Origin of the sequence: Desulfosarcina variabilis str. Montpellier, from assembly GCF_048565275.1 — a bacterium.
Lineage (GTDB): Bacteria > Desulfobacterota > Desulfobacteria > Desulfobacterales > Desulfosarcinaceae > Desulfosarcina > Desulfosarcina variabilis.
On the sequence record NZ_CP159846.1, the window covers coordinates 2,984,609 to 3,002,127 of the forward strand.

The window sequence follows — 17,519 nt, forward strand, 5'->3', positions numbered from 1 at the left end:
GAGGATCCTGGACCTTTTTGTCTAACGGCTAACGGCTAATCGCTTAATTTTTTCATGATTTTCGCTGGATTACCGGCAACGATCGTATCGGGCGGAACATCTTTGGTAACCATGCTTCCCGCGCCAACAATGGCATTCTCACCGATCGTGATTCCGCACAGCAAGGTGGCACTGGAACCAATGGAGGCACCCTTTTTTACCAGTGTCGGAATACAGGTCCAGTCCTGTTCCGTTTGCAGATGTCCATCTTCGTTGGTCGCCTTGGGATAAAGATCGTTGGTGAAGGTAACATTGTGGCCGACAAATACATTGTCTTCGATTACGACACCCTCACAGATGAAGGTGTGGCTGGAAATTTTACAGTTTTTGCCGATGGTCGCCTTCTTCTGGACCTCGACGAAGGTGCCTATTTTGGTGTTGTCGCCGATACTACAGCCGTACAGGTTGACATGGCCGTGGATTTTGACATTGTTGCCGAGTTTTACATCTTTGGATATTGTTTTCATGAAAATAGGTTTTTAGCGGTTTAGGCCGAAGGCTGAAGGGCTGTCGGCAGGTTATCGAATTATTAGGGTCGCAGGCATGGCCAGCTCCTACAAAAAGACCGGTGGATAGTTCTTCAGCCTAAACGGCTATCTACGGCAGTCTTTGAAACCACTTCAGATGGGTAGTAAGGCTCTATATCGATTTTACCGCCGCCATCTTTTAATGATTTGGAGGCGGCTTCCAATACCTGCACGACCTTCAACGCCTCGATGCCGCTGGATTCGGATGTATCGCCCGTTTCGATGCAATCCAGAAAATGCCGGCATTCCCGTTTGAGGGGTTCATACTGTTTGATGTAGGGCGCGTGCATGTCGCCATAGTGATAGGAATAATGGAACTCCGCGAAGGTGTCGTAATGGGGCGGGATCTCGACATGCTTGTCGTAGATTTTAATTTTTTCCATGGGTTCCAAATCATTGTAGACCAGCATTTTTTTACTGCCCACCACGGTCATGTCCCGCACCTTGTTCGGGTCGAGCCAACTGCTTTGGATGGTGGCGATGCGCCCATTGTGATAATTCAATACCATATTGGTGATATCCTCGATATTGGGATGAACATGGGCTTTGCCCTGGCAATTGACGGATAATGGAGAATCATCCAACACGTAAAGAATGATGGAGATATCATGGGGCGCCAGATCCCAGGCCACATTGATGTCTTTTTGGAACAAGCCGAGATTCAGTCGTCGTGCGGAAAGATACTGGATTTCGCCAAGCTCGCCGGAATCGATGATTTGCTTCATTTTTCGTACTGCGGGGGAATAGATGAAGGTGTGGCCGACCATCAGGGTCAGGTTATGCTTAGCTGCTGTCTCGAGCAGGATCTTTCCCTCATGCACATTGCCGACCATTGGTTTTTCAACAAACACATGCTTTCCCGATAGTAAACTCTGCAGCGCCATCTCAAAATGAAAACGAACCGGGGTGGCGATAACAACGGCATCAATATCGGTATCCGCTATCAAGCTGGAATAATCCGTTGTCAACTCTACTTGCGAATACAGTGAGGATACGGCTTCCAAACGATGGGGATCGGTATCGCAGAGTGTTTTTACCCTGCACCCTTTAAGAACGGAAAAGTTTCTTACTAAATTGGGGCCCCAATAGCCGCATCCGATCACGCCTATGCTTATCATGGATCATACCTCCGATCTGTATGTATGTTACGTTTGGATAAATAATCCGTCAGCTGTGACAGAACGGCAAAGGGCGTCATCATCAGTATCCGGCAGTCCAGCAAAAAAGATGCTCGCTTCGCATAGGTAATATCGAGCCGTATCATTTCATTGAACCCGAGTTTATTCTTTCCGCTGACCTGCCATAGTCCAGTCAATCCCGGGACGACATCAAAGCGGGTTTTGTGCCAGTGCTGGTATTGGGCAACCTCATAAGGGACCGGTGGCCTGGGCCCAACCAGACTCATATGCCCCATGAGAACATTGACAAGCTGCGGCAGTTCATCCAGGCCTGTAACCCGCAGAAGATTGCCATATTTGATGATGCGGCAATCATTCTCCAGTTTTTTCATGGGAGCGCCGAGACTGCCGCTTGATTGACAACCTCGTATTAGTTGGGACAGGTAGTCCTTATGAACGGTTGTTTCCGCATTACACTTCATCGTGCGAAACTTGAGGCAGGTGAATAGCTTGCCGCCCCGTCCAACCCGTTGTTGTTTGAACAGGATCGGGCCGGGCGAAACGATTTTTATCAAAGTTGCTATGAAAAAGAGAAAAGGCGATAAAATAATCAATCCGCACAATGATAGACCAATATCAATCACTCGTTTCCAGAATGGAACACGCTTTGCAAAAACGGTCTCCAGCAGAGCCGGATGAGCTTCATGGGCGTCCATTTCTAAAGCACTTTGAAAAAACATAAACTTAGCCTCTCGAATTTATTCTCAAGGTGGGTGGTTAGCAATTAGCCTTTAGATAAAAAGGTTCTGCATTCTTTTTTAAAGCTAAACGCAATCGGCTAACGGCTAAAACCTAACCGCTAATCGCTCAATTTAGTCGTTTCCGGATAGGATAGGGTTTCACAGAAAAGGGGCAGCATTGACCCGTTATGCCGGCTGCAAATGTCTTTGACGATATGCTTTGCGCCGGAGGCGGTTGTGTTGGGCAGCAAGATCCCGATATGGCTATCATCATACCAGCCGACCTGATCGATTCGACGCACCCGCTTGGAAATGTGGTTTGCCAGTTCGATGACGTCGTGCTCTTTTTGGGGGTTGACCGAGAAAAGCAACACCGAGAACTGATGGTTGTTGCGATGCACGCGGTCACGTTCCAGTTCAAGCAGGTTATGAAATTCGGAACGGTTATAGATTCTATCGATTCCATTGAGACCATCAACTCGATATTCCGGGGGTGTCCTTCCAAACCAGCGCATTAGCAGCTTTTTCATCTAAACAATGTCCTGTTCTTTGTTTAGTAATAATACGGATGGGGATCTATCTTCGCCTGATTAAGAACGGCGCCGATGATTTTATCCTGCGGCAAGTGATTCAGGGCGCCATTGATTATCTTGAAGGAGAGATGGCCGGCTTTGATCACCAGCACCAGTCCGTCCGCCAGCGGGAAAATCGATTCAATGCCGGATGCCGCATCCAAGGGCGGCGTATCGACCAGCAGCACATCGAAATGATGTTTCAACTTTTCAAAAATCTTTTTCATCAAAATCTGATTCAGGGCACCGATCAGCTTATAAGCCGAGCCGGCGGGCAACAGATAAAGGTTCTCTTTTTCCAGGCCGGTGATATGATCGAACAATTCCTTTTCGATGAATTTGCTGCTTTCGATGCGGCCCAAGTTGTTGATCATCGGTGTATAGTTTTCTTCGAAAAATATCTTTTCATTTTCATAGATCTGAACCATGCCCGGTTTGAATGTAAAATTGCCTTTTTTCCAACTGAACATTTTTTGTAAGTACTCTTCAATTTGGAGGCGCAAGGGTCCTCTGAGCTTTTCTCTGCTGATATAGCCGGCATTGACGAGAATATACCCCAGCGGCTGACCCGTGCGCTGATGCCGCCGCAGGGCGTCGTTCAGCTGGTCCGTGGTAATAAAACCGCCATTGAGTAGCATGGTGCCGATACGGTTGTTTTCCGGATTATCCTTTTTTTGGATATGGATCAGCACGCCATTCTGGAAGTAGGCAACCAGGGTCTGATCCTCGCTCTTGATAATCAGATGCCCGGTTGATTTTTTCAGTGAAATCAGGAAAAACAGATCGTCCACGCTGTAGCTGTCCAGCGAGCCACTGTTTAAGTGATGCGACATGATCCGGTCGATCGATTTGCCCAATCCACCCCCATTGGACACATGAAACAGCTTTTCCAGGGATGGACGCTGGAAATCACAATCCACCAGGAGGACGCGCAAGCCTGCGTCCGTCAGGTTGGATGCGATTTGCGAAATCACCGTGGTTTTGCCTTCGTTCATGGTAACGCTCTCGACAATCAGGACTCTCCCATCCAGGCCGTCCGCTGGTGAGCGCAATTCATGGGGCAGCCGGTTGGAGATGTGGTAAAGCGGGGGCGGCAATGTGTTATTTTCTTCAGGGGTGGTTTTATCCTTTAACAGCAGATCCTTTCCCTTGACGTCCTGTAACGCCTTGTGGAAGGGGACCATGCCCAATACCGGCAGGTCGAGCTTTACGGCGATGTCCAAGGGTGTCTTGACGGTGTTGTCAAGATATTCCAGGAAGAATGCCAGCCCGGTGCCGACGAACAGAGATATCATGATCGATAGAAAAATATTCAACATGATCCTGGGGCTCACGGGCTCGACTGGAACTTCCGCTTTGTCGACAATGTGCATGTTGCTACTGCTGATGGCGCTTGACAAGCCAAGCTGCTCGGATTGTTTTAACAGAAAATCATAAATATCCTGGGTGCTGTCTGCCTGCTGTTTTAACACGTCGTATTCAATGGCTCGCTCGCCTAAAGACATGGCGATCTGTTTTTGTTTGTCCAGTGATCGATTGATTGATGCCTCAATAGCTGCGGCTTTATCCAACTCGGTCTTGATGCCTTTGATCACCCGGTCTTCTTCATTATTTATCTCTTTTTTAATCTGGTCGATCCCATTGCTCAGTTCGATCATCTTGGGGTGTTTGGGGCCGTATTTGGTCGACATTTCAATCTTTTGCGACACTAAACGGACAAGCTGGTTTTTCAGATTCAACAGCACGGGATCATTGGCAAATTCAGGCATCTGCATTACATTGCCATGGGTTCTCAATATCTGCTGAAGTTTCCTGTACGTGGCCTCCTTGACGATCCGGTCCGACTTGGCGCGGGTCAGTGCGCTGTTGATTTCCTGCAGGTCCTGAGAAAAGATGATTTGATTGTCTTCCAACGTGAGCGCATTGTGCTGCTTTTTGAAATTGTAGATTGCCCGTTGTGAATCTTCGACCTCTTTTTTTTGCCTGGCAATCTGCTCTTTCAGCCAATCCAGTGCATCCTTGGCCTGTGCCTGGTGGCGATTGATCGCCCTTTGAATGGCGGCCTTTGCGTGGGTGTTTACGATTTGGGTGATCAGTTTCGCATCCGGTCCTATGAAAGCGACATTCACCAGGCTGCTGTCGGGGATAGGGTCGATGCGCAGATTGCGGAGATACCAATTGATGATTTGCGGACCTACTGCTGTTCCTGGGGCTGACGACGTTTCAGGCAGCGACGATTCTTCTCCAGCACCCTCTTGGGGATTCTGTTGTGCGCTGTTTCGTTCTGTCTCTGTTTTATCTTTTTTAGTTGGCAGGAGTGAGCTGGCAAAAGCCGAAAACGAAGATTGCTCTGAGTTCGCCATAAAGGGCTTTTGAAGTTCCAGTTTTTCAATAACAGTGCGAGCCAATGTTTTGCTGCTTAACAGATTGATCTGTGTCTGATAAAATAAATTGACTTCAGACAACCGCTGGGGAGTATCGCCAGCCGGGTTCATCGGCGTGGGTTGACCGCCCAACAGAATCTGGGCCGTTGCCTCATATTGCGGGGTCGCCAGAAACGATGCCGTGGTGGTGATGCCAACGATTATAAAAAAAAATGAAATGACAACCCATTTCCGCCTTAAAAGAATGTCCATGTAATCTGCAAGATGGACTTCCTGAGGCGTTTGGCGCTGAACTGCAGATTTGGTTTCTATTTGTTTTTTCATTGGCTTGCCTCTTAGAAATAGCTTTCAGGGACTTTCAGGATATCGTTGGGTAAGATTGTGTCGCCGGGGGACGGTTTGATTTCTGTTTCTTTGCCGTCGTCCATTCTGACGATACGAATCCTTCCAATAGCGGCTTTGGGCGTTCCGCCGCCAGCCATTGAAATGGCCTGGCGGACGGTCATCCCCTCTCTGTATTCGATTTCGCCGGGCCTTTTGACTTCGCCGGTGACAAAGATCCTTTCGGCGGCGCTGATATAGATCGAGTCATTGGGTGCGATCCGGATATTCTCCCCTGGATTCCCTTTGGTCAACTGGGTCAAATTAACGGTAATGATTTCATGGCCGGTCGCATCTTCGATGGCTATGGGTTTGGCATCGACATTGCCGTTGGGACTTCTTACCACAGTGCATGTGGGCCCGCGGTTGACTGTGAAGCCGCCTGCGTCGGAGATCAGCTCAAGCAAGCGCATGTTCGATCTCAACACATAGCTTCCGGGGCGAACCACCTCGCCAAAAAGGAAAACTTTTTTGTTATTGTATTCAGTGACATTTACCGACACCTGGGGGCCGACAAGGAATCCATTGGACAGTTTTTCAACCAGGATATTTTCTATCATGAAAGCCGTCTTGTCGGATGCCTGAACCTTGCCGATAAATGGAAAGGAGAAGGTTCCGTCAGGGGCCACCTCAACGGTGCGGTTCAGATCATCATGATCCCATATCTGTATCGTGAGCCTGTCACCGGGGCCGATCGTGTAATCTTTGGTCTGAGGTTGCTGCTTTACTTCCGTAAAGGCAGCACCTGGCAAAAAGACACAGAAGGCCGCCCATGTGACCAGATAATAACAGAGTAGACGTTTTTTCTTCATGACATACCCTCATAAAAAGGTTAAGGTTTGAAATAGTCGATTTGGTCGATGGAGCGAGGAAGACGCTTATGTCGCATATTTCCGTTGGACAAGACAATCAGTTCAGCGAAAACACGGTTTTCCTTATACTTTTGCGTTTCCACGCTGGAATCATTCATTCGATAAAGATAACCGAGGCTGATTGAGAGCCAGTCTTCTATATTGTATTGGGCGGATACACCGGCGCTGTAAAGATCATCCTCGCGGCTGTCCACCGAGGCTTCCGTCAAACGGTAGTCCTTGTTTTCATATCTGCCATAGATCCGGAACCGAAATGGATCCAACCGGGAGTAGGCAATCGACAGCTTGCCCCCCGCATAGATGTAATAGTCCAATGTGTCTCTTGCAGAGCGGGTGCTTTCCCGCACGCCCCGGTATGCGGTGCCGGTGATACGGGTAAAGTCGCTCAGGGCGTATTTAAGGTCCGTGTCGGTGACCCAACCGTCATAGGCCGAGGCGCTATTGAATTCCGACCACAGATAGCCGACTCGCAGACTGCCTGAAAGGCGCTGATCCTGTCTCCACTTGAATCCCGTGTAGGCGGCCTGATAGACAAAGTCCGTGGAACCTGTCGCCGGCTGGTCGTTTTCCTGGGTTTCATAGCGATATTCCAACAGCAGGGGAAAAAGAGAACTCTGTGAATTGACCAGGCCTATCGCAAAAAAATCGCGGTCGAAGTCGTCATCACGATCGATCGTATCATCGAAGCGCCGGCTGCTTCGCTGATACGTGCCAAACAATTCCGTGGCGGAAAATACCATCAGATCCACATCGGCATACAGTGCATGAATGCTGTAATCTTTGCTTCGATCTTCAGTTGAATCGGGTTGATTAGCGCTGTCTTCGCCCCAGGCACCGAGGTTGACGGAAGACCCCTTGGGGGTATCAAGTTGGAAGTTAAGGTGCCCGTAGTGATGGTCCTGCCTGAAATTGTCCGCAGTATTATAGATATCGAAGCGCCCGAGATAAAGCAGTTCTACTCTTGAGCGGGGCGTAAAAGCAATTTGCATGCCCATGTTTGGCAGAACCGAGGTGATATAGTCGTCTGTTTTTTCGTCATCAACAAGGTATATATTGTCCGAATATACTTCTCTCAGGATCACTTCTGGAGATAGCTTTATGTTTTCGGCCAAATTAAAATCCGTTCCCCATGCATCGTATGGGAATATAATGCCGAAGATAACGAGTGCGACGGTAAGTAGTAGTGGGGATAACAAAAAGAATAGGTGCTTATTGAAACGGCCGATGTTGATGGCAAACCATCTGTGTTGGTTTTTGCTGCTCATTCGTTTTTGTCGCTGTTGGTCTTTATTCGTTAGTTGTTGGCGATTAGTAAAACGGAAGCTTGTGCGATGACTTAGAGCCTGTTTAGGAAGTCTGGATCAGGTCCGATAACAAGGCGGAAAGTTGGTCAAAAGCGGAGCATATTTATAATATATGAGCATTTTGAGACACTTTCCAACGCCGTTAGAGGGCCTTAGACGGATTTATCAAGCAGGCTCTTAAGGGCATAGCTCCGCCTCCTCGGTTACATGGTCGAACCGAATTTTCAATCTGTTAAACTATTACTACCGTTTAAATTTTGTGTTCGGCTTGATTTCTACCCAAGTTTCCTATTTCTGGACGAACACGAATCAACGATAATCGTACCCTTGATCCCATTAGGGCCAAAACATTATCTTATACACTATGGCAAAAACAATATTGTTATATCTGGAAAACCAACTTGTATCTGACCAAAAGATTGGTTTTTCAGTAAAAATTATTTTTTTGGGAAAGTAATTGAAGTCTATATTTTGCAGGAAGAACAGAAGGGCTCGAAGAGAGAATCCCTTTAGTTGCCATCCTGTAACGGATGGCTTGACAGGTGAAGGTGAGTAAAAAACGAATTCAAAAAGATAGGTATCTATCATTATTTAACTTTGGATTTTGATAGTGTGTTCAATGTGAAGCATGAATACTTAGCCAATACAACAATATACAATCCAAATTGAATAGTACTCCCTACGCAAAAAAGAATCTGTTTGTCTTCTGACTTGCAGACAGACGATGGGCAAAGCACTACATCCTGACAGCAGTTATTGATCCTCCGATGACGTCCGTCAACTGGTGAGTGAATACTTCTTCTCATCAATTTGCATACCCGACTGCACTTGGATATGCACATTATTGATCAACATGACAAGCTGATTCAATTCAAAGGAAAATATCTGTTGTATGTAAGTTCTGTTTCTTGGAACACTATTGGGGGAGGAAGGTTGCGAGTCGCTATTCTGAGAGAGTTTAACCTCAGAATTTGAAAAATAAAGGGAGATAGAGCGTCAGCGTTAAAATCGTACAATAAATCGCAATGAACGTGCGCAAAGATATTTATAACTGTCAATGTCCCCAATAACTTAACTTGATCAAGCAGAAAGCAATATTGATGCCTCAAAGATTAAAATTGAAAATACCTATTGTTTTCAGCCATAAAGAATAGCTATTATAATGAATTGGAAAAAAAAGTATGTGTAAAAAAAGTAATAAAGTTACATGGATTACATATAAAATATGTAAAAAAATTCCTTTCCTTAACACTTTGAACTTAACACTTAACACTGGCCCATAGATCAATTAAATTCATGCTACTATACTGGAACAGATGTCAGCTGGGGCTTTCCGGATAACCGGATTAGGGTGCAGGTAAAAAATAATTACACCAAATTGCGCCGGATTTGCGTTCGTCTACAAGGCGCATCCGCCGGTGCATATTTGGAATCTGTGCCGGTGGATGGAACGTCGTAGACGGGCGCAAGGACAAGCAAGATGGAGTAATTATTTTTTACCTGCGCCCTTATAGTTTACCGTGACCCAAACACATGAATCAGTCGGTCCTTTTCCGGATGCTGATCTTCAGGGACGGGGCCGTCCCAATGGAGCAGCACGGCAGGATCGGTGATGACCACCACCGGACAGGTGGTGCGGTAGCCGACGCGCTCGACCACGCTGCCAGGATACCATTTGCCTAATGACTGCTTGGTGTGGGAGCCCATAACGATCAAATCGATATTCTCCTTATTGGCGCATTCAAGAATTTCGATATGCGGAAGGGCCCCGGCCCGGATCAGGTATTGATGATCGATTTTTTCCAGGTACGACTGGTATTCGGATGTCAGGCGATCGCGTGTCCGTGCTTCATCGGCCTTGAAATTCTCCCGGGTGTATTTTGGATGCGGGGGAACCGGCAGCATATGAAAGACCGACAGATGGCCGGCATAGCGGGCGGACAGTTGCGCCGCGAAACAGACCGCGGATTCACAGGAACGTGAAAAATCGGTTGCCACCAACACCCGTTGGAAGCTTAACTGATCCATGCTTCCCGGCTGGTTGACGATCATTACCGGACAGGTTTCGCGGGTGATGACATTCTCAACAGTCGAGCCGACCCGACCGGCAATTCTCACCACACCCTTCTCTTCAGCGCGACTCGAATGAGGCCCGAGCAGAATGATATCGCTATCCGTGGTTTTGGCCCAAAGCAGGATTTCCTGCCAGGGGTAGCCGACGGTAATACGAATCTCAAATGAAATATCCGCCAACAGCTGGGGATATGTCGCCGCCAGCGCCTGACGAACGGTATCGGCGTAGCTGACATCGGCGAGCATTTCCTCACCGGTTTCAAAATGGCGAATCAGACGGCGATTGTCTGTTGAGGATGACTCCATGACATGCAGAAGGGAAAGGTGTGCATCGTGCTGGCGGGCAAGGCGAGCGGCCGTAACCACGGGTGCGTCGACTGCGGTCACCATATCGGTGGCGACTAGAATTTTATTAAACATCGCTGCCTCCTTTGGTAGTTTTAAAGCGGGCGGTTAGCTTTTAGCAATTTAGGTCCCACAGCGCATCATGTAAAAGAATCCGACGCAGACAATCCGACGGTGATGCGCTGGTATCCACCCGGATATGGATTGCCGGTTCAATCTCGGTAATAGGCTCATAACGCTGTTTGAAATGATCCAGATGGATCAGCCGGGCATCGGAAAGCGAGGGCTTGGTTTCCCGCCTGCGAAGTCGTTCGGCGAGTACGGCATCCGGTGCCCGGCACTCCACGAAGACCGGTAAGACCTGGCACTGGGCCGCCAACCGCATAATTTTCCGGCGGTGCATGTCCCGGCTGAAGGTGGCATCGATTACCACGCCATGCCCTGTTTTGATCATTTCCTGAGCCAGGTCGAACAGGTGGGTGTAGGTGACCTCAGTTGCATAGGCTGAGTATCGGCCTTTTTTAAAATCGTGATTGCCGGGTGGATCACTGGGCTGGGCAAACAGCGTTTTTCGGACCTGATCCGACCGGATCACCTCAAGGCCATAGACATCAGCCAGGGATTTGGCCAAGGTGCTTTTGCCTGAGGCGGGAAGCCCGCATAAAACCCACAGGGTAGGGCGGCTGAACGTCGTGGCATACCTGTGGGCCAGGTTCAGGTAACCTTTTGCAGCCGCTTTAAAGGTCTGGCGGCGTGCTTTGGAAAGGCTGATTTCTCTGAGAACAAAACAACTCACCTTGCAGCGCACCATGGCACGGTAACAGCGGTAAAAATTGAAAAGGGGCAATGCGTTCACATCGCCGGTGCGCTTGATAAACTCGCGGATCAACAGCCGTGCCGGATGGTCAAACCCGTTGAATTCCAGGTCCATGGCCAGAAATGCCAGATCACTGATCGGATCCAGAATGCGCAAGCGGTCACTAAACTCGATGCAATCGATGATCTGAATGCCCTCATCGGTAAAGTAAATGTGGTCACATCTAAGGTCTCCGTGCCCGTCCCTGATGCGGCCGTTTGTCACGCGCCTTTCAAACAGCTGTTTCTGACGGCTGTAAAAGGCCCTGGACGCCGAACTGACGAAGGAAAATTGCGCCTGATCGATGATTTCGCCGACAAACGGGTGCACCACCTCAAGGTTTTCCTCCCAGGCCGTCCTGCCTGTTGGTTGCGGTGGATGGGTGGGCGGCGTGTGGTTGTAAAAATTGATCAGGCGCTTGACCAACGTCAGGATATCCGTATTTGCCAGTCTGGATTGTTGAAGACGGGGCAGCATCGCATCGGCCTCGTTCAGCTGGCGCATTTTGACCACGCGTTCTACGGTTTCACCGCTGCCGCTCAGCGCGTATCCGTTTTTTTGCCGGGTGATGGGCAGCACATCCAGGTAAACACCGCTGGCCAGGCGGCGATTGAGGCTGACTTCCTGCCGGCAATAATGGGTGCGCTTTTCGAGACTGGTAAAATCCAGAAAACCCAGATTGACCGGTTTTTTCACCTTATAAACGTAAGACCCGGTTAAAAACACGGTTGAAATGTGGGTCTCGCACCGGGCGATGGTGTCCACCCGGTGGGGGTAAAATCCGGGATTCAGCATGGCGGTGAGAATCTCTTTTTGATGGTTGGTTTGCATACGCTGGTTATCCCCCATTTACGCTACGATTTGTTGGTGCCACTGACTTTGGCGGGGACAGGCAAAAGGGCTAAATCGAAAGTGTCCGCCACCCGGTCTACTAACCGGATGGTCATTTCCTGGCGCACCGGTGGCGGCAGATCGTCCAGATCCGGTTCATTGCGACGGGGCAGGAGTACCGTGCGCAATCCGGCTCGGTGCGCGGCCAGCACCTTGGTTTTGATACCTCCCACGGGTAAAAGGCGTCCTCGCAGGGTCACCTCACCGGTCATGCCCATATCATGATGCACGGGCCTGCCGGTATAGATGCTGGCCATGGCCAGGACCATGGCCAGGCCGGCCGAGGGGCCGTCCTTAGGGATCGCACCGGCCGGCACGTGCAGGTGGATGTCCGTGTCCTTGAAGCGTTTGACTTCGATCCCCAGATCCGCAGCCTTGGCCCGCACATAGCTATGGGCGATACGGGCGCTTTCCATCATCACATCACCCAGATGGCCGGTGATGGTCAATTCCCCCTTGCCCGCCATGCGCGTGGCCTCGATAAAGAGGATTTCTCCGCCATAGGTGGTCACGGATAGCCCTGTGGCAATGCCCGGCACCTCAATGGTTTCGGAAATCTCGGATTCGAAGAGCGGCTTTTTTAGAAATTGCCGAACTCGCTCTGGTGTGACCGCCGCCGGCTCAGGCTTGCCGATGGCAATGGCCACGGCCGTCTTACGGCAGATGCTGCCGATCTGACGCTCCAGGTTGCGGACGCCGGCCTCACGGGTATACTCACCGATGATCAGAGACAGCGCCTTACCATCGAAGGCGATCTCTTCGGGCTGCAACCCGTTTAGCTTGATCTGACGGGGCACCAGATGGTTGGTGGCGATGTGAATTTTCTCATATTCCGTGTAGCCGTCCAGGGGGATCACCTCCATGCGGTCGCGCAAGGGCGGCAGGACGGTTTCCAATTGGTTGGCGGTGGTAATGAACATCACCTCGCTGAGATCAAAATCCACATCCAGGTAGTGGTCGCGGAAGGCGTGGTTTTGCGCTGGGTCCAGCACTTCCAGGAGGGCGCTGCTGGGATCGCCGCGCCAGTCGCTGCCCACCTTGTCGATTTCATCTAACATGAAGACCGGATTGCAGGTGCCCGCCCGTTTGATCGCCTGAATGATGCGGCCGGGCATGGCGCCGATATACGTCCGGCGATGCCCCCGGATTTCAGCTTCATCCCGCATGCCACCCAGGCTCATGCGGGTAAATTTTCGTCCCAGGGCCCTGGCGATACTTTGACCCAGGCTGGTCTTGCCCACGCCGGGTGGACCGACAAAGCAGAGCAGGGTACCGGTGCCCTGGATTTCTTCCGGAGCATCTTGCGCGTCTTTTTCTCCATTGCGCTCGCGGACCAGCTTCTTTACCGCCAGGTATTCGATCAGACGGTCCTTGACCGTATCCAGATCATAGTGGTCTTCATCCAAAATGGTACGGGCATGCACGATATCCAGACAGTCGTCGCTGCGAGTATGCCAGGGCAGGGCGATCAGCCAGTTGAGGTAGGTTTTGATGACCGAATGCTCGGCAGAGGATGGATGCATGCCCTTGAGACGTCGCAGTTCACGCATGGCCTCATCAAACGCCTCCCGGGGCAGGGCGGCTTTTTTGAATTTTTCTTCATAGTCGTCCAACTCGTCGGCGCCATCATCCCCTTCGCCCAGCTCTTTCTGGATGGCCTTCATCTGCTGGCGCAGGTAGTAGTCGCGCTGGGCCTTGCCCATCTCTTCGTGAGTCTCCGTGCGGATTTTGTGGTCCAGGGAGAGAACTTCCTTTTCCCGGGTGAGCAGTGATATCAGGGCTCGCAGCTTGTCGTTGAGGTTGTCGATCTCAAGAATTTTCTGGCTGGTGGGGGGCTTGATGCGGGAGTTGGCGGCCACGAGGTAGGCCAGAAAGCGCGGGTCGTCGATGTTTTCTAAAAAGGTACCCGCTTCTTCGGGAACGTTGGGCATCAGGGTCACCACTTCCTGGGCCAGGATCTGCAGACGCCGTTTGAGGGCATCCAATTCGACGCCCTCCTCAATCGGCTCGGGGCTGAGTTTTATTTCGGCTGTTAAATAGGGATCGGTGCGCCGCCATACCTTTACCCGGAAGCGTTCGATGCCCTGAACGATAACATGATAATGTTTGTTGGGGCCCTTGACGGCCCGATGAATGCGGGCCACCGTGCCCACTTCGTACATCTGCCAGGGCATGGGGCCATCGGACGATGTCTCCTTGGCGGCGATCAGGCCGATGAACGGGTTGCCGTCCACTGCATCCTCGATCAATTTGATCGCACTGGGCTGCGCCACAGCCAGGGGCAGGACCATATAGGGGTAAGCAACGGTGTCGCGCAATGGCAGAATGCCGACTTCATGGGGAATGGATTGGATTTCAGTTGGATGGATAGCGTTGGAGACCATTGGGGAACCCTTTTTTGGTATTGCCATACATTCATCCTTTCTTTGGAGAATAGGATCATGCAAACCCAAAACCAATTTCAAGCGGAACTGCCGTTGGATGGTGCAATAGCGGCTCAGAGTACGTTATTTCATTTTAGTATATCATTTTTAGCCGGCGGCACAATGGCCTTAGCCGTTCAATGCACGGGTTATTTCATGCCCTTTCTCGATGGCTATCAACCGGCCGTTCAGATAAAAAGGCTGACCATCGATACCCTAAAAGACAAGCAACACCACCGCCATGGGGGGAAACCCCTTTCCAACCTGTAAAAAAAACGAACACCTGACGGTTCGCCTTTTTCATCTGCGCGATCAATAATCAAATAAAATTCTGATGATACAGACAACCTGTTACCTGGTATGTCTTTTGCTTAGAATAGTACTATCGAAAAAGACAGCTCCATTTCGTCCACCCTGACAAAGGAGATGCGATGGCCAAGAATTTTCATGTTTCCTCCAAGGAAATCAGCAAACAATCCCTGGCATTACAGCTTTTTGGTGATTTTGATGCCACCTCGGCCTGCGAATTGATGGATATTTTGGCTGACGTGGTCAAAAAAAACGACAGGATCGCCATTAATACGGATGGATTAAAAACCGTTAACGCGTTCGGGCTTGATGTGTTTGTTCCCCGCATGGGCAAACTGGCCCGCAGGTGGACGGATATCAAGATAACCGGTCGTTATAAAAAATATTTCATGGAGTCCTGATGCTGAATAACAGAATCAATTGCAAGACAATGCCGCCCGTATTGAAGCCACTGCCCATGCCAACGATAATGCAAAGGGATTTAATGAACAACAGGATGAAAAAGAAACGCCGCAATGAGCCGAGAGCCGATCATCGGATTGCGACGGCGGTGGCGATCGTGTGCCGGCCTTATTCCAGTAAGGGGAGGATGCGGTTGGCAGAAGGGGTGATGCGTAATTTTTCCAGTCGTGGGGCCTATATCGAAATCAATCAAGAATTTAAGATCGGGACTATTCTTATCGTGCGCATGGTCGGATGTCTGCCGGCACCGTCATTTTCAGATGGCAGGGAAAAACCGCGTTCCATTTGCCTGGTTGAAATCAAATGGGAGCAGGATCTGACAGACGTGGAAAAATGTCTTTATGGGATGGGATTGAGATATCTTGACTGAAAGATGGGATTAATATATTCTATTCAATATGATTTTTTAAAGCCGCTTTTTTGTTTTTAATTCGTTCCTTTCTTGTCCATGTTCCTTCTTTAAAGCAGTTGGGCGGTATCGTTTTCTCTCGCACCGTATTGATTTTATCCTATCCAACGTCACAAGCGCTTTCCTCAAAGGGATAACCGGTTGATTGGTTTGCCTATCGGGTAAACAAAGGAGGCTCTCATGAACAGCCAGGTGAAGACCCCTCGCGTATTGGTCGTTACACCGGAAGTCACTTTCGTTCCCCGCGGTATGGGGCCCGGGGCCGGGTCGATTTCCGCCCGGGCCGGTGGGCTGGGTGATATTTGCACGGCCCAGATTCACGCCTTGTTTGATGCGGGTGTCGATGTTCATTTGGCCATGCCCAACTACCGCAATGTATTTAAGATCAATTCTCACCGCATGCCTGGTATTGATATGCCTAACCGCATGCAGGCGTTGCCTGAAAGCCGTATTCATTTGGGCCAGGATCGCTCTTTTTATTATCATCCAAAATTGTTTTTATCCACGGACTGGGAAAACATCCGGATTGCCCTGGCATTCCAACGTGAGGTGATCAACCTCATCATACCGGAGGTTCAGCCGGATCTGATTCACTGCTATGATTGGATGACCGGATTGATTCCGGCCATGGCCCGGTGTATGGGAATCCCCTGTATCTTTAGCATGTACCGGCTTGACTCCCCCCGCCTGCTGTTGTCGACCATTGAGGAACGGGGGATTGATGCCGCCGCCTTCTGGCAGCATTGTTTCTATTCCCGCATGCCCGTCAACTATGAGGAGACACGCAACACCAATCCGGTGGATATGCTGACCACTGGGGTGTTTGCCGCCAACCTGACCACCACGTTGAGTCAGACTTTTCTGAATACCTTGATGGACGGGAATGGACCATCCGCGCCTTGTCTGCTCAAGACTGAATTACTGAACAAACTGCACGCCGGGATACTCTCGACCATTGCCCCGGCGCCAGACCCATCCTTCAATCCTGCAACCGATCGGGCGTTAATGCGGCCGTATGGCCCTGATTCCCATGCGATCGGTAAACCATACAATAAATTGTACCTCCAGGAGGCCATGAATCTGCCCATGGATTCGACCGTTCCGGTGTGTTTCTGGCCCACACGCCTGGATGGATCACGGCCCGGATGGCGGCTCATGGCCGATACCTTGAAAACGATCCTGGATCGCTACCACACCCAGCGGTTGCAAGTGGTGGCGGTGGCCGAGGGCGATTGCCAGGATCATCTGCGCGCCCTGATCGATCGGCTGCAGGCATGGGACCGGGTGGCGGTGTGTGATTTCGATGCCCGGCGTTACCGGTTGGCCTATGCCGGTTCGGATTTTGTATTCATGCCATTGTACCTTGATCCTTGTGCGCTGCCGTGCCGTATCGGTCAACGCTACGGCACCCTGCCCATTGGCTTTGATGCGGGCGCCATTCACGATTGCGTCGAGCATCTGGATGCGGCGTCAGGCCATGGTTCGGGATTTTTATTCAAACATTTTGATGCCGCTGGTTTTCTATGGGCCGTTGACCAGGCCATGGCCTTTTATGCGCGACCGCGGGATTGGCGGGCCTGTCAGATCAGACGAATCATGACCGAGAGTCTGTCGCGCTTTGATCCCGATGAAACGGTAAGGCAAACCATTGATCTTTATGGTCGTGTGCTCAATCGTCCAATGATGGAACCGGAAACTGAGCTCGATCGTGCTTCCCTGCCGCAGATTGCGGCCTGATCGAATGCCCGCCAGGGGCACCCCCGAAAAATGGACAAACAGATAAGGATAGATGGAAAGCAACTTGATTCCGGAAC

At 50.3% G+C, this 17,519-nt stretch carries 14 protein-coding genes; 4 read left to right on the forward strand and 10 right to left on the reverse strand.

Annotation, left to right across the window (positions count from 1 at the left end):
* Positions 1 to 35: 35 nt before the first annotated feature.
* From Dvar_RS13320 to lon, 10 genes are all read right to left on the reverse strand, one after another.
* On the reverse strand, positions 36 to 506 hold the full coding sequence (locus tag Dvar_RS13320; protein WP_419662192.1) for an acyltransferase: 471 nt from the start codon (positions 504 to 506) through the stop codon (positions 36 to 38).
* A gap of 113 nt (positions 507 to 619) precedes the next feature.
* Positions 620 to 1,684: a Gfo/Idh/MocA family protein gene (locus tag Dvar_RS13325; RefSeq protein ID WP_419662193.1), complete on the reverse strand. Its 1,065-nt coding sequence runs from the start codon at positions 1,682 to 1,684 to the stop codon at positions 620 to 622.
* Positions 1,681 to 2,424, reverse strand: coding sequence for a sugar transferase (locus Dvar_RS13330; protein WP_419662194.1), 744 nt, complete (start codon positions 2,422 to 2,424; stop codon positions 1,681 to 1,683). The genes Dvar_RS13325 and Dvar_RS13330 overlap by 4 nt, the downstream gene beginning before the upstream one ends.
* 119 nt (positions 2,425 to 2,543) lie before the next feature.
* A complete protein-coding gene (locus Dvar_RS13335; RefSeq protein WP_419662195.1) occupies positions 2,544 to 2,954 on the reverse strand; it encodes a diguanylate cyclase domain-containing protein in 411 nt (136 codons plus the stop codon).
* 23 nt (positions 2,955 to 2,977) lie between these two features.
* Positions 2,978 to 5,704, reverse strand: a complete 2,727-nt coding sequence (locus tag Dvar_RS13340; RefSeq protein ID WP_419662196.1) for a DUF4388 domain-containing protein — start codon at positions 5,702 to 5,704, stop codon at positions 2,978 to 2,980.
* Between the two features lie 11 nt (positions 5,705 to 5,715).
* A complete protein-coding gene (locus Dvar_RS13345) occupies positions 5,716 to 6,573 on the reverse strand; it encodes an SLBB domain-containing protein (RefSeq protein WP_419662197.1) in 858 nt (285 codons plus the stop codon).
* A gap of 20 nt (positions 6,574 to 6,593) precedes the next feature.
* Positions 6,594 to 7,745 carry an outer membrane beta-barrel protein gene (locus Dvar_RS13350; RefSeq protein WP_419662198.1) on the reverse strand — a complete coding sequence of 384 codons (1,152 nt, stop codon included), beginning with the start codon at positions 7,743 to 7,745 and terminating at the stop codon, positions 6,594 to 6,596.
* A 1,707-nt stretch (positions 7,746 to 9,452) separates the two neighbouring features.
* Positions 9,453 to 10,430: a universal stress protein gene (locus Dvar_RS13355; RefSeq protein WP_419662199.1), complete on the reverse strand. Its 978-nt coding sequence runs from the start codon at positions 10,428 to 10,430 to the stop codon at positions 9,453 to 9,455.
* Between the two features lie 40 nt (positions 10,431 to 10,470).
* Positions 10,471 to 12,042 carry an AAA family ATPase gene (locus Dvar_RS13360; RefSeq protein WP_419662200.1) on the reverse strand — a complete coding sequence of 524 codons (1,572 nt, stop codon included), beginning with the start codon at positions 12,040 to 12,042 and terminating at the stop codon, positions 10,471 to 10,473.
* Between the two features lie 23 nt (positions 12,043 to 12,065).
* Positions 12,066 to 14,513, reverse strand: coding sequence for an endopeptidase La (gene lon, locus Dvar_RS13365; RefSeq protein ID WP_419662201.1), 2,448 nt, complete (start codon positions 14,511 to 14,513; stop codon positions 12,066 to 12,068).
* A gap of 30 nt (positions 14,514 to 14,543) precedes the next feature.
* Between lon and Dvar_RS13370 the strand changes: the two genes are divergently transcribed.
* The 4 genes from Dvar_RS13370 to Dvar_RS13385 all read left to right on the forward strand — a co-directional run bounded on the left by Dvar_RS13370 (position 14,544) and on the right by Dvar_RS13385 (position 17,442).
* A complete protein-coding gene (locus Dvar_RS13370) occupies positions 14,544 to 14,795 on the forward strand; it encodes a hypothetical protein (protein ID WP_419662202.1) in 252 nt (83 codons plus the stop codon).
* Between the two features lie 161 nt (positions 14,796 to 14,956).
* Positions 14,957 to 15,235, forward strand: coding sequence for a hypothetical protein (locus tag Dvar_RS13375; RefSeq protein WP_419662203.1), 279 nt, complete (start codon positions 14,957 to 14,959; stop codon positions 15,233 to 15,235).
* 95 nt (positions 15,236 to 15,330) lie between these two features.
* Positions 15,331 to 15,666 carry a PilZ domain-containing protein gene (locus Dvar_RS13380; RefSeq protein ID WP_419662204.1) on the forward strand — a complete coding sequence of 112 codons (336 nt, stop codon included), beginning with the start codon at positions 15,331 to 15,333 and terminating at the stop codon, positions 15,664 to 15,666.
* 219 nt (positions 15,667 to 15,885) lie between these two features.
* Positions 15,886 to 17,442 carry a glycogen synthase gene (locus tag Dvar_RS13385; RefSeq protein WP_419662205.1) on the forward strand — a complete coding sequence of 519 codons (1,557 nt, stop codon included), beginning with the start codon at positions 15,886 to 15,888 and terminating at the stop codon, positions 17,440 to 17,442.
* The last annotated feature ends 77 nt before the right edge of the window (positions 17,443 to 17,519 follow it).

What these genes read in the sequence shown, in the direction of transcription:
- Dvar_RS13320 (WP_419662192.1), bottom strand. Translation starts at nt 506, where the DNA reads ATGAAAACAATATCCAAAGATGTAAAACTCGGCAACAATGTCAAAATC.
- Dvar_RS13325 (WP_419662193.1), bottom strand. Translation starts at nt 1,684, where the DNA reads ATGATAAGCATAGGCGTGATCGGATGCGGCTATTGGGGCCCCAATTTA.
- Dvar_RS13330 (WP_419662194.1), bottom strand. Translation starts at nt 2,424, where the DNA reads ATGTTTTTTCAAAGTGCTTTAGAAATGGACGCCCATGAAGCTCATCCG.
- Dvar_RS13335 (WP_419662195.1), bottom strand. Translation starts at nt 2,954, where the DNA reads ATGAAAAAGCTGCTAATGCGCTGGTTTGGAAGGACACCCCCGGAATAT.
- Dvar_RS13340 (WP_419662196.1), bottom strand. Translation starts at nt 5,704, where the DNA reads ATGAAAAAACAAATAGAAACCAAATCTGCAGTTCAGCGCCAAACGCCT.
- Dvar_RS13345 (WP_419662197.1), bottom strand. Translation starts at nt 6,573, where the DNA reads ATGAAGAAAAAACGTCTACTCTGTTATTATCTGGTCACATGGGCGGCC.
- Dvar_RS13355 (WP_419662199.1), bottom strand. Translation starts at nt 10,430, where the DNA reads ATGTTTAATAAAATTCTAGTCGCCACCGATATGGTGACCGCAGTCGAC.
- Dvar_RS13360 (WP_419662200.1), bottom strand. Translation starts at nt 12,042, where the DNA reads ATGCAAACCAACCATCAAAAAGAGATTCTCACCGCCATGCTGAATCCC.
- lon (WP_419662201.1), bottom strand. Translation starts at nt 14,513, where the DNA reads ATGGCAATACCAAAAAAGGGTTCCCCAATGGTCTCCAACGCTATCCAT.
- Dvar_RS13370 (WP_419662202.1), top strand. Translation starts at nt 14,544, where the DNA reads ATGCAAACCCAAAACCAATTTCAAGCGGAACTGCCGTTGGATGGTGCA.
- Dvar_RS13375 (WP_419662203.1), top strand. Translation starts at nt 14,957, where the DNA reads ATGGCCAAGAATTTTCATGTTTCCTCCAAGGAAATCAGCAAACAATCC.
- Dvar_RS13380 (WP_419662204.1), top strand. Translation starts at nt 15,331, where the DNA reads ATGAAAAAGAAACGCCGCAATGAGCCGAGAGCCGATCATCGGATTGCG.
- Dvar_RS13385 (WP_419662205.1), top strand. Translation starts at nt 15,886, where the DNA reads ATGAACAGCCAGGTGAAGACCCCTCGCGTATTGGTCGTTACACCGGAA.